We start from the raw sequence: 12352 nt of genomic DNA on the forward strand, positions 1-12352 counted from the left end.
ATCCCGACAAAAGCGCTGCGCCGAAAGAGCCCTACGGACCCGGTGCCGCAGCGCTGATCGACGTGCCGGCGGCGCTCTCGGCGCGCGGCATCAACCGGCTGGAGGTCTGTTCCTTCCATTTGCCGAGCCTCGACGCCGGCTATATAAACGACTTGCGTGGCGCGATGGCGGCCTCGAAGGTGCTGTTCCAGACGTTGCTCGTCGAGGATGGCGATCCGAGCCATCCGGAGACGGCTGAACGCGACGTCAAATGGATGGCGCAGTGGATCGACATCGCCGCAGCCCTCGGGGCTGAGAGGATGCGCGTCATTGCCGGCAAGCAGAAGCCGACGGAGGAAAACCTTGCCCGCGCTGCCCGCCATCTGAACTGGCTGGCCGGAAAGGCTGAAGGCAGCGGCGTGCGCGTCGTCGTCGAGAACTGGTTCGACCTGCTGCCATCGCCGGTCGAGATGAACTGGCTGCTCGACCGTCTGGACGGCAAGGTCGGCCTCAACGGCGACCTCGGCAACTGGGCGGCGCCAGCCAAATATGAAGGCCTTGCCGATATCATGGGCCGGGCGGAAATCTGCCATGCCAAGGCCGATTACGGCGTTGCCGGCCTAGATGCCGAGGATTACCGCACGTGCCTGGAGATGTGCAAGAGAGCCGGTTACGACGGCCCCTTCACGCTGATCTACGACTCGCCCTTCTTCCCTGACGAATGGGACGGCATCCTGCTGCAAAAGGCATTCATCGAGGATTTCCTGCGCGAGGCGCCGGCGCGCAAGACGGCTTAATCAGAAGCACTTCTCGCTCATTCCTAGAGTATGATGCCGAAAAGTGTGAGCGGTTTTCGGACGACATCATGCTCTAACTATATAATGTAGAACAGGATTCAGATTTTAGGCCGACCCGGCCTAAAATCATCCTGTTCTAGCGCGGGAACCTTTGGTTTTCCTCCAGCACGTTCAGATCCATGTGGTTGCGCATATAGCGCTCAGAGGCTTTCTGCAGCGGCTGATAGTCCCATGGATAATAGGCCCCATTGCGCAGCGCCGCATAGACCACCCAGCGCCGCGCCTGGCTTTCGCGCACGGCTGCGTCGAAAGCGGAAAGGTTCCAGCGCCGGCCAGCCTGTTCGACAAGCCTTGCCAAGATCTCGGCATGCGCCGGGTCGGCCGCCAGATTGTCGAGCTCCTGCGGATCGGCCTCGAGATTAAACAGCATCGGCGGGTCCTTCTCGCAGAGCGAGAGCTTGTATCGTCCGTCCCGGATACAGACGAGCGGCGCCTCGGAACCCTCTGCGGCATATTCCATCGGCACCGGGCTGCGGCTTCCGGTGCCTTCGGCAAGCGCTGCGAGATCCTCGCCCTCGGTCCATGGCTTCAGCGAGGCGATATCGATCCCGGCAAGACCCGCCAGCGTCGGCGTCACGTCGAGGGTGGAGACAGGCTGGTCGATCCGTCTTGGCTTCCAGCCGGGTGCTGCGATCATCAGCGGAACGCGGGCCGATCCTTCGAAGAAGTTCATCTTGAACCAGAGGCCGCGATCGCCGAGCATGTCGCCATGGTCGGACGCAAAGAGGATGATTGTGTTTTCGGCCATGCGGCTCCGTTCGAGGACGCCGAGAATGTCGCCGATCTTCTCGTCGACATAGGAGATATTGGCGAAATAGCCGCGCCTTGCCCGCCTGATCTGCTCATCGCTGATGCTGAAAGCGTCGTGATCGCAGGCTTTCATCAGACGCTGCGAGTGCGGGTCCTGTCGCTCGAAGGCAATCGGAGCAACCGCCGGGTCAAGTGCCGGGCAATCCTCATAAAGATCCCAGAATTTGCGGCGCGCGACATAGGGGTCGTGCGGATGGGTGAAGCTGACGGTCAGGCACCAGGGGCGCTCGTCATGACCGCGTGACAGATCGAACAGCTTGCGGGCGGAGTGATAGGCGACCTCGTCGTCATACTCCATCTGGTTGGTGATCTCGGCAATCCCGGCGCCGGTGACCGAACCCAGATTGTGATACCACCAGTCTATGCGCTCGCCGGGCTTGCTGTAGTCGGGCGTCCAGCCGAAGTCGGCCGGGTAGATGTCCGTCGTCAGCCGCTCCTCGAAGCCATGCAACTGGTCGGGGCCGACGAAATGCATCTTGCCGGAAAGTGCGGTCTGGTATCCGGCAGCGCGCAGATGATGCGCATAGGTCGGAATGTCAGAGGCAAATTCCGCCGCATTATCATAGACGCGGGTTCGGCTTGGCAACTGTCCGGACATGAAGGAGGCCCGCGCCGGTGCGCAGAGCGGGCTTGCCGTATAGGCGTTGGTGAAACGTACGGAACGCTCCGCCAATGATTTCAGATGCGGCGCATGCAGAAAATCGGCAGGGCCATCGGGAAAGAAAGTGCCATTCAACTGATCGACCATCAGGATGAGGATATTCGGACGCGCCATGTGAAATTGTCTCCTGTGGTCTCAAAGGCTGGGGACGATCTTGCTGGAAGGAGGCGCCCACTGCTATTTGCAGATCTTATCAAAACCACTATCGTCCTCCTTGTAAAGATGGCTTTTTTTGATGTTTGCCAAAAGGGATTTTTATGCCAGATCGCCGGCCTGAGCTGGGATGGATGCGCATCTTCGCTGAGGTTGCAAGGCTCGGCAGCTTTTCGGCCGCGGCGGCAGTTCTCGGCCTTACGCAGCCTGCCGTCAGTTATCAGATTCGGCGGCTGGAAGAGCAGTTCGGCGTCGCCCTGCTGCGCCGCCAGCACCGCGGCGTCGAGTTGACCGCGGAGGGCGAGCGGCTTTTCCAGGTCGCCGCCAAGACGGTTGGTGACATCGATGCCCTGGCGCGCAGTTTCCGCACCGAGGCTCAAAGGCCGGTCGTTAGATTGAGAACCGACTATGCCTTTTCAGCGCTTTGGCTGATCCCGCGCATGCACGGCTTTCGCCGGCTTCATCCGGAAACGGATATACAGATCGTCGCGACGCAGCGGCTCGAGCCCGGCTTTCGTGACGACGCAGATGTGGCGGTGGTTTTCGGCACAAAGGCGGAATTCGGTGCCGTCGGATCACTTCTGCTGCAGGAAAAGGTCGTGCCCGTCTGCACGCGAGGCTTTCTCGATCGCAACGGCCCGTTCGACGATCCGCGCCAGCTTGCCAAGGCGATCCTGATCCATCTCGACTCGCCGATGCCATCGCCCTGGTTCGACTGGCGAAGTTATCTTGCCGAATTCTCGGTTACTCGCGATCTCCATGCCGGCCGCGGTGATGTCAGCTTCAACACCTACTCGCTGGTCGTCCAGGCCGCTCTCAGCGAGCAGGGTGTGGCGATTGGCTGGATGGGGCTAGTCGATACACTTCTCTCCACGCATATGCTGGTGGAAGCCGGGCCGTCGCTCGAGGCACGCGACCGCGGTTACTGGCTGATACCGCCGCGATCGGCCAATATTCACAGCGAGAGGCTCAGCACGTGGTTGGTGGATGAAGTCGCGAGGACCTGACATTCGGACCGCCGCGTCATCGCATCGGAATATGTGCGCTCTCAGGAGAGAAGCCTTGTCATGACCGATGCCGATCGACATTGTGGCATCGATTCATAGGGAAGGGCCGAAGCATGTCGCGAACCGTCGGATACGTCGTTGGACTGCTCATGATCCTCCTGGGGCTGATTTGGATCGCCCAGGGAAGCGGTTATTTTCCCTATCCCGCATCCAGTTTCATGATCAACCAAAGCATCTGGATTCTCTGGGGGAGCATCATGGCTGCGGCGGGGATTGCCGTAACGGTCATTATTTCACGGCTGCGCCGGAAGGGATGAGCCGGCAACCCGTGCATGGCTTTGAGGGAATTCGATATTCAAGAGTTCCTCGAGCAGAAATATCTGGCAGCTAACGGCCTGTCGAATTGAGGAGAATGGCATGAGCGCAGCTGAAATCGACGGCTTTGCGGACCGGATCAGACAGCACCGAGGCGGCATGATCTCCGCCTGGATAGGTATTCCCGACGCCACGCTCGCCAACCACCTGGCACAGGAGGCTTTCGACACCATCGTGCTGGATATGCAGCACGGCATGTGGGATATGCCCTCGGCAGCGAACGCCGTCGCCCAGGTGCGGCTTGCCGGCAAGCCGGCGCTGGCGCGCATACCGGTCGGCGATTTCGCTTCCGGCTCGCGCCTGCTCGATGCCGGAGCCTCCGGCATCATCGCGCCGATGATCAATTCGGCCGAGGACGCGCAAGCCCTCGTCAAGACCACCAAATACCCGCCTCTCGGCGAACGCAGCTGGGGACCGTCGCTGGCGCTGAACCACACAGGCCTGTCGGCCGATGATTATCTGAAGAACGCCAACGCGCTCACCGTCGCCATCGCCATGATCGAAACCCGGGCGGCACTCGAGGCGATCGACGACATTCTCGGCGTTGCCGGCATCGATGGCATCTTCATCGGCCCTTCCGACCTTTCGATCGCGCTGTCGAACGGCGATCAGGTGGCGCCGAACGCCGCCGAGATCGACAGCGCCATGCAGCATGCGGTTTCGCGCTGCCGCGCCCACGGCAAATTCGCCTGCGCCTTCGCCGGCGACGGCGAGCGGGCCGGTGAACTGCTGAAGTTCGGCTTCGATCTGGTCATTGCCGGTGCCGAGACAGCGCAGCTGCGCTCCGGAGCCCGCCGCGCCATCAATGCCGCCCGCAGGATCGCTTCTGCTTGAACGTCATTTCACTGGCTTGACGGCCAGCCAGATGACGTGGCGGGCGCCACCGCGTTTGCCGTTGGCGCGCGTGTTGACCGCGTCGACGGCAAAACCGCAGCCCTTGAGACGTCGCGTGAAATCGGGGTCCGGACCGGACGACCAGACGGCGAGCACGCCGCCGGGGCGCAACGCGTCGCCGGCGGCGCGAAGGCCGGCAAAATCGTAGAGCCGGTCGTTGGATTTGCGGGTCAGGCCATCAGGGCCATTATCGACATCGAGCAGGATGGCGTCATAGGCGCCTTTACCGGAACGGATCGCCTCGCCGACATCGCCCTGGTGGATACCGACGCGCGGGTCGTCGAGACAGCCCTTGAAGACCTCGGCCATCGGCCCGCGTGCCCAGGCGACCACGGCCGGCACCAGCTCCGCGACGGTGACGCCGGCATCTTCCGGGAGGACGGCGAGAGCGGCGCGGAGGGTAAAGCCCATGCCGAGCCCGCCGATCAAGATCCTTGGCTTCGGATGCGTTTTGATCCGATCCCAGGAAAGGGTCGCCAGCGCCTCCTCCGAGCCGCTGAGGCGGCTGTTCATCAGCTCGTTGGCGCCGAGCATGATCGAAAACTCGCTGCCGCGCCGCTTCAGCCGCAATTCGCCGTTTTCACCGGGAATGGTCGCGGAATCGAGCTGGATCCAGGGCAGCATGACGGTATCGCCTCATCTGAAAGAGACCGTCCCCTAGCATGGGGCGCCAGATGAGGCCAGCAAGCCGGCCTCAGATCATCCGCATGAAATGATCCTGCTCGAATTCGACGATGTCGTCCTGCGGCACGGCCGAACGGCGGCGGATGTCCTCCACCTCGTCGGGCCTTAGCCGGGCCTTCGGGTCGTCGAACCGGACTTCGGGATCGGGCACGGCCGAGAGCAGCAGCCTTGTATAGGGATGTAGAGGATTGTCGATCACCTTGACGACGCTGCCCCATTCGACGATCTGGCCGGCATACATCACGGCGATGTCCTCGGCGACATAACGGGCGGTGGCGATGTCATGGGTGATATAGAGCAGGCCGAGATTCATCTCCTGCTTCATCTCGTTCAACAGGTTCAGCACGCCGAGGCGCACGGAGACGTCGAGCATCGAGGTCGGTTCGTCGGCGACGATCACTTCCGGCTTGACGGCCAAGGCGCGCGCGATGTTGATGCGCTGGCGCTGGCCGCCGGAAAGCTCGTGCGGATATTTCGGCGCGACGAGATCGGGATCGAGCCTGACGCGCCGCAGAAGTTCACGGATCGCGGCGTCGATCTCGGCCCCCTTGATCTCAGGGCGGTGCAGTTTGAGTGGCCGCCGGAGATGATGGGCGATGGTGTGGGCCGGGTTCAGCGAGGCGAAGGGATCCTGGAAGATCATCTGCACCGAGCGGCGGTAGCGGGCGATCTCAGCGGATTTCGCCGCCTCGACAGGCCGGCCCTTGTAGAGAATCCGGCCGGATGTCGGCAGATATTCGCGCATCGCCATGCGGGCGCAGGTGGTCTTGCCGCTGCCGGATTCGCCAACCAGCGCCAGCGCCCGGCCGGCATGCAGCGAAAACGAGATGGCGCGCGCCGCATGCACGGCCCCGGAACCATGGCCGAAAGTCTTGGTCACCTGGTCGAGCGCGAGAATAGCGTCTGTCATAGCAGCACTCCTCCATGCAGCGAGGGGAAGGAGGCCCAGAGCTTTTTCGTGTAGTCATGCTTGGGCGTCCTGTAGATCGCCTCGGCGGTGTTCTGCTCCACCAATTGGCCTGATAGCATGATGCCGATGCGGTCGCAGAATTGCACCATCAGCCCGAGATCATGGGTGATGAACAGCACGGAAAAGCCGAAGCTGCGGCGCAATTCGTTGATGCGCTGCAGGATCTCGCGCTGGACGACGACGTCGAGCGCCGTCGTCGGCTCGTCCATGACGACGAGCTTCGGATCGAGCGCCATGCAGATGGCGATGACGATGCGCTGGCGCATGCCGCCGGAGAACTGGTGCGGATAGTCGCGCATGCGATCCGGCGCGATATCGACGAGCGTCAGCATCTCGGCGGTGCGCTCGCGGGCTGCGGCACGGCTCATGTTCTTGTGAGTGCGCAGCATGTCGTAGAATTGCGTTTCGATGCGCAGCACCGGGTTCAGCGAGTTCATGGCGCTCTGGAACACCATGGCGACATCGCGCCAGCGGAATGCGTTGAGCGCCTGCCGGTCGAGGCCGAGCACGTCGCGGCCGTCGAGCAGTATGCGGCTCTCCTTGCGGATCAGCGCCGGCGGCTTGTGCAGGCGGCTGATGGCAAAAGCGATTGTGCTCTTGCCGCAGCCGGATTCGCCGGCAAGGCCGAAGACCTCGCCGGGCGCGACATCGAAGCTGACATCGCTGACGGCGCGGAAATCCTTCTCCTCGCCGATATAGTCGATGGTAAGGTTCCTCACCGAGAGCAGCGGCTGCGTCACAGGCGGCCCTCCCCAGAGCGGACGAGTAGTGACCAGCGCTTCAGATGATTGCCGGTGCGCAGCCGCGGATTGGCGATCTCGTCGACGGCGAAGTTCAAGAGCGACATGCCGATGCCGAGGAAGGCGAGTGCGAAGCAGGGGGTGAGGATATCCCACCAGGCGCCGACCGAAAGGGCCGAGGCCTTCTGAGCATTATAGAGCATGGTGCCCCAGGAAATCGCTCGGGGATCACGCCGAGGAATTCCAGCGTTGCCTCGGTGATGATCGCGAAGATGACGCTGCCGATGAAATTGATGCCGACGATTGAAATCACGTTGGGAAAGATCTCGAATGTCATGATGCGCCATTGCGGCTCGCCCATCATCTCGGCCGATTTGACGAAATCCTTCTGTTTGACGGAGAGCGTTTCGGCGCGGGTGACGCGTGCGCCCCAGGCCCAGGAGGTGGCGCCGAGGATGAGGGCGATGACGAGGGGGCTTGCCTGGCCGATGAAGGCTGCAAGCACAAGCAGCAGCGGCAGGTTGGGAACGACCAGCACCATATTGGTGAAGAAGCTGATGATCTCGTCGGTCTTGCCGCCGCGATAGCCGGAGATGATGCCGAGTGCGGTGCCGACAAGGGTGATCAGCAGGCCGGCGCCGAAGCCGACGGCAAGCGAAGTACGGGCGCCGTAGATCAGCCGGGCAAAGACATCCTGGCCGATGCGGGTGGTGCCGAGGATATGGTCGAGCGATGGCGGCTGGTGCGGCCGCCCGGTGCGGGCGGCGGGATCGTACTGCGTCAGCAGGGGCGCTGCGATCGCGACGAGGACGATGAAGGCGATGATGACGAGACCGACGAGCGCCTTGCGGTTTCGAAGCAGGGTCCTCATCTCACGCTTCCTTCAGCCGCGGGTCGAGCAGCACATAGCTGACGTCGACGATAAAATTGGCGATCAACATGGTTGCGGTCATGATGAGCAACTGGCCCTGGATGACGGGGTAATCGCGGGCGAGGATCGCCTGGTAGAGAATGTTGCCGAGGCCGGGGTAATTATAGACGACCTCCGTCACCAGCGAGCCGCCGAGGATCGTGCCGATGGCGATGGCAAGGCTGGAGACAGTTGGCAATAGGGCGTTGCGGGCTGCGTACCAGAGCATCACATGCCGGTCGGAAAGGCCCTTGGCGCGGGCCATGACGATATAGTCCTCGCCAAGCAGGTTGATCATGTTGTTGCGCATGGTGACGGTGAAGCCGCCGATCAGCACGGTGCAGAGCGTCACCATCGGCAGGATGCCGTGATAGGCGAGGCTACCTATATATTGCAGGCTGAAGGCCGGATCGAGCGATGGGTCGGCGGCATAACCATTCGGAAACCAGCCGAGCGTGAAGCCGAAGACGAAGAGCACGATCAGCGAGGTGACGACGGCCGGCACCGAGGTCGCGAAGATCGCCCCGACGGAGACGATGACATCGAACTTGCTGCCGCGGCGCCAGGCGGCGACGACGCCGAGGAAGGTGCCGAGCGCGAAGCTGACGATCGTCGCCGTGCCCATCAGGCCGACGGTCCAGACAAGGGCATGGCCGAGCACCGAGGTGACCGGCAGCGGAAAATATTTGATCGAGCGGCCGAGATCGCCGGTGAAGATGCTGCCGAGATAGGTGAGGTACTGCTGCCAGAGCGGACCGTCGACGAAGCCGAAGGTGAGCTTCAGCGCCTGCAGGCTTTCCGGTGGCAATTCGGTGCCGGCACTCGAAAACATGATCTGCACGGGATCGCCCGGCATCAGACGAGGCAGGAAGAAATTGATTGTCGCTGCCGCGATGAAGGCTGCCATGTAGAAGACGAGGCGGCGAAGCAGGAAAGCCATGAGGACTCCGTCGTGACGGAGCGGCGCTTTACGCCGCTCCCGAGGATTGCGATGCTTACTTGACCGGCTCGAGGGCCAGCAGGTTCAGCAGGCGTGCCGGGTTGGTCCGGGAGATCGACGGATTGACGAAGGGGTTTTCCTTGGTCGACCAGCCGGTGAAGCGCTTGGTGTTGTACTGATACCAGTTCGGATTGTTGAACACGGGAATCATCGGCAGGTTTTCAGCGACGATGCGCTGCGCCTTGCTCATCGCGTCCTTCTGCTTGGCAAGATCGGCGGTATGAGTGAACTCGGTGACGAGTTTTTCGACCTCCGGATTGAACCAGCGCTGCGCGGTGAAGCGGGTCTTGCCCTTGTCCGAGGCGCTGAAGGCGCGCTTATAGGGGTAATAGGGCGAAGCCGATGCCGGCAGGCTGTTGATCGCCGCATCGAAGGTGCCGTTGATGAGGTTGCCGGTCCAGACGGCTTCCTCCGGCGTTTCGATCTTGGCGTCGATGCCGACGGCCTGCATGCCTTCCACGGCGATGTTGACTGTGTCGACCCAATCCGTCCAGGAATTCGGGACAATGATGGAGAAGGAGATCTTGCTGCCGTCGGGAGTGTCGCGGAAGCCGTCGCCGTCCTTGTCCTTGTAGCCTGCCTCGTCGAGCAGCGCCTTGGCCGCATCGGCGTCATAGGTTGCGAACTTGCCAAAGTCGGCCTTGACGGACGGGTCCGCCCAGCTCTTGTAGAGCTCGCCCATCAGGCCGGGGTCTTCGTTCAGCGTCGGATAGCCGTAGCCGGCGACGTCGATCATCGTCTTGCGGTCGAGCGCCATGCCGACGGCACGGCGGAATTTCGGGTCGTTGAAGGCCTTCTTGTTGTTCTCGTTCGCCGTTTCCAAGTTGAACAGAAAGGCGACCATGCTGCTTGGCTAATACCAGTAATGGAAGTGCGCCGGATCCTTGGAAACATAGACGTTGTCGATATCGGGAATGAAGGAGACGCCCCAGTCGAGCGTGCCGTCGGCCGTTGCCGTCAGGATCTGGTTGTTGTCGGCAAGCTGCGGGAAGCGCATGCAATCGACCTTCAGATGGGCATTGTCCCAATAGTGCGGGTTGCGGCACTGGTCGTAGGTCTGGCCGGTGAAGCGCGGCACCTCGGTCAGCGGGCCGCTGCCGACCGGATTCTCATTGGCGAAGGTGACGGGATCGGCGACATCCTTCCAGACATGTTCGGGAACGATCGGCAGCTGCGAGATCTGCTCGGCGGCAAGCGAGCTCGGATTGGCGAGGGTGAAGCGCACCGTCTGAGCATCGACGGCTTGTACGTCCGTGACGAAGGTCCAGATGCTGACGAAGTCGAGCGCAGGGAATTTCTTCAGGTAATCATAGGTGAACTTGACGTCGGCTGCCGTCAGCGGCTTGCCGTCAGACCATTTCAGGTCGGTGCGCAGCTTGAATTCGATGCTCTTCAGATCATCAGAGAGCTTGAAGCTTTCGGCCAGGCGATAGACCGGCTTGTTGCTGTCGAAGCGGTTGAAGACGACCAGCGGCTCGTAGATGAAATCGAGCGTCGACTGGCGCGCCGAGGTCTGGTTGAACGGGTTGAAGTTGCGAACCCAGGTCGTCGCCGGTTCGATATTCGCCGTCAGCACCGTTTGCGCCATGGCGGATCCGGAAAGCAGGGTGAGTGCTGCGGCTGCAAGAAGATATTTCTTCATATTTTATTCCCCTTTTCTTATGCGGTGAGAGATGAGGTGCCGGTCAGGAGACCAGCGCGCTTGCAAACATGTCTTCGACATCAGCATGGGCGGCGCGGACATCGATCTTGAGATTGCCGAGGCGGGCCTTGCTGGCGGCGATCCGCTGCAGGGCGGCTTCCGTCAGCGGGCGGGCGGCCCTGGCGGCGGCTTCGCTTTCCGGAATGTCGCCATGGCTGTGGAGCGCGATGTCGAAGCCCGCGTCGAGCACCTGTTTGACGCGTTCAGGAAGGGTGCCCGAGAGCGACTCCATGAAGATGCAGTCGGAAATCAGCACACCGTCATAGCCCATATCCTTGCGGATCACGTCGTGCATGATCGGCGAGACGGACGCCGGGAGCTCCGCGTCATAGGCCGAGTAGACGACATGGGCGACCATCGCCCAGGGCGTATCCTTCAGCGCCACGAAGGGCTTGAAATCGGTCGCGGTGAGCGTCTCGCGGCTGGCGTCGACGACCGGACGCTCCTTGTGGGAGTCGAGCGTCGCGCGGCCATGGCCGGGAATATGCTTGATCACGGGCATGTTGCCGGTCTCGAGCAGGCCATCGACCACCTCGCGGCCGAGGGCAGCGATGAAATCGGGATCTGGGCCGAAGGAGCGGGCGCCGATGACCGCGCTCGTCGTCTCGAAGACGAGATCGAGAACGGGCGAGCAGCCGCTGGAAAGGCCGAGTTCCGTCATCATCGCGCCCATGGCCTGGGAGGAAAGGCGCAGTGCTTTTTTGCCGAGATCGAAATCGCGGCGTGCAAGTTCGGCGAACTGGCCGAAACTGCGGAAGAGCGGCCAGGGGCCGGCATCGAGATGCTGAACGCGGCCGCCTTCCTGGTCGGTGAAGACAGGCGCGTCGTCGCGGCCGACGGCTTCGCGGAAGCGCTCGATCAGGCGCCTCGTCTGCTCCGGCTCGCGCTGATTGCGCCGGCCGACGAACAGACCGAGCGGATTGGTTTCGCGAAAGAGGGCGAATTCGTCATCCGAAATAGTGGGATTCGGAAGGCCGACGAAAAGGGCGAGCGGGGTCGAGGACAATTCTGGTGCTCCGGTATCAGATGATCATTTCGGCGTGCTTCTCAGCATGCCTTCGTAGATGCCCTTGTCGGGGGCGGGGATGACGATTGCGCCTGCGGTCCTGGCGTAGAAATCGACCGGCCCGGCATCGCCGATGAAGGCATAGGCGTGACCGAGCGTCTTCATGGCCTGAAGGCAGGCGGAAAAGAGGGCGAGCCCGATGCCCTTGCCGCGGGCGTCGGGATCGACGCCGGTCGGGCCGAAGAAGCCGCGCGCCGTTGTGTCATAGCAGGCAAAGCCGAGCAGCTTGCCTGCTTCAACGGCGATCACGCAGGCAACGGGCTGGCGGGAAAAGGCGACGGCGACTTCGCTCGCCCAGTTCTCGCTGAACCTTTCGCGAACCCAGCTGACGATAAGATGCAGTTCCGGGGGGAGGGCCGGACGGATGGAGGCGCCGACGTCCTCGGCCTTGCGTTTCAGGTCGGCGAGCTCTGTGGAATATAGGCTCACAAGCAGGTCTGGCACCTGTCACTCCTCCAGTTATTCCCTTACTGCGGAATATATCCCCTTTTAGTGTCATAGACTTCGCTATCCGGCCCGGCTTGTCAACTGGGTTTTTCAAACG

General features: G+C 62.1%; 11 protein-coding genes and 2 pseudogenes. 4 read left to right on the forward strand and 9 right to left on the reverse strand.

Annotated features, from left to right (window positions below; all coding sequences use genetic code 11):
• A partial coding sequence (locus FY112_RS05525) for a TIM barrel protein (protein ID WP_151517916.1) occupies positions 1 to 776 on the forward strand: 776 nt, incomplete at its 5' end.
• Positions 777 to 912: 136 nt separating this feature from the next.
• Here FY112_RS05525 and betC read toward each other — a convergent pair.
• Positions 913 to 2421, reverse strand: coding sequence for a choline-sulfatase (betC, locus tag FY112_RS05530; protein ID WP_094088651.1), 1509 nt, complete (start codon positions 2419 to 2421; stop codon positions 913 to 915).
• Between the two features lie 143 nt (positions 2422 to 2564).
• On the opposite strand from betC, the gene FY112_RS05535 reads away from it, so the two are divergent.
• The 3 genes from FY112_RS05535 to FY112_RS05545 all read left to right on the forward strand — a co-directional run bounded on the left by FY112_RS05535 (position 2565) and on the right by FY112_RS05545 (position 4676).
• Positions 2565 to 3467 (forward strand): LysR family transcriptional regulator, encoded by a 903-nt coding sequence (locus tag FY112_RS05535; protein ID WP_151517917.1) that lies wholly within the window; start codon positions 2565 to 2567, stop codon positions 3465 to 3467.
• 113 nt (positions 3468 to 3580) lie between these two features.
• Positions 3581 to 3784 carry a hypothetical protein gene (locus tag FY112_RS05540; RefSeq protein ID WP_065283761.1) on the forward strand — a complete coding sequence of 68 codons (204 nt, stop codon included), beginning with the start codon at positions 3581 to 3583 and terminating at the stop codon, positions 3782 to 3784.
• Positions 3785 to 3884: 100 nt separating this feature from the next.
• On the forward strand, positions 3885 to 4676 hold the full coding sequence (locus FY112_RS05545; RefSeq protein WP_151517918.1) for an aldolase/citrate lyase family protein: 792 nt from the start codon (positions 3885 to 3887) through the stop codon (positions 4674 to 4676).
• Positions 4677 to 4679: 3 nt separating this feature from the next.
• Here FY112_RS05545 and FY112_RS05550 read toward each other — a convergent pair whose 3' ends face one another.
• The 8 genes and pseudogenes from FY112_RS05550 to FY112_RS05585 form a co-directional block, all read right to left on the reverse strand.
• The gene (locus FY112_RS05550; protein WP_151517919.1) at positions 4680 to 5360 is read right to left on the reverse strand and encodes a hypothetical protein; all 681 of its coding nucleotides are present in this window, start codon (positions 5358 to 5360) and stop codon (positions 4680 to 4682) included.
• Between the two features lie 70 nt (positions 5361 to 5430).
• On the reverse strand, positions 5431 to 6330 hold the full coding sequence (locus FY112_RS05555) for an ABC transporter ATP-binding protein (RefSeq protein WP_151517920.1): 900 nt from the start codon (positions 6328 to 6330) through the stop codon (positions 5431 to 5433).
• On the reverse strand, positions 6327 to 7130 hold the full coding sequence (locus FY112_RS05560; protein WP_151517921.1) for an ABC transporter ATP-binding protein: 804 nt from the start codon (positions 7128 to 7130) through the stop codon (positions 6327 to 6329). The genes FY112_RS05555 and FY112_RS05560 overlap by 4 nt, the downstream gene beginning before the upstream one ends.
• Positions 7127 to 8001, reverse strand: a pseudogene (locus tag FY112_RS05565) (ABC transporter permease). Before FY112_RS05565 ends, FY112_RS05560 begins: the two are co-directional and overlap by 4 nt.
• A gap of 1 nt (position 8002) precedes the next feature.
• A complete protein-coding gene (locus FY112_RS05570) occupies positions 8003 to 8980 on the reverse strand; it encodes an ABC transporter permease (protein WP_151517922.1) in 978 nt (325 codons plus the stop codon).
• A gap of 55 nt (positions 8981 to 9035) precedes the next feature.
• A pseudogene (locus tag FY112_RS05575) lies at positions 9036 to 10682 on the reverse strand (ABC transporter substrate-binding protein).
• Positions 10683 to 10725: 43 nt separating this feature from the next.
• Positions 10726 to 11748 carry a glycoside hydrolase family 3 N-terminal domain-containing protein gene (locus FY112_RS05580; RefSeq protein ID WP_151517923.1) on the reverse strand — a complete coding sequence of 341 codons (1023 nt, stop codon included), beginning with the start codon at positions 11746 to 11748 and terminating at the stop codon, positions 10726 to 10728.
• A 24-nt stretch (positions 11749 to 11772) separates the two neighbouring features.
• The gene (locus tag FY112_RS05585) at positions 11773 to 12252 is read right to left on the reverse strand and encodes a GNAT family N-acetyltransferase (protein ID WP_151517924.1); all 480 of its coding nucleotides are present in this window, start codon (positions 12250 to 12252) and stop codon (positions 11773 to 11775) included.
• Positions 12253 to 12352 lie beyond the last annotated feature (100 nt).

The sequence above is a fragment of the Rhizobium sp. PEPV16 genome, from assembly GCF_008919455.1.
In the GTDB taxonomy this organism is placed as follows: domain Bacteria; phylum Pseudomonadota; class Alphaproteobacteria; order Rhizobiales; family Rhizobiaceae; genus Rhizobium; species Rhizobium leguminosarum_Q.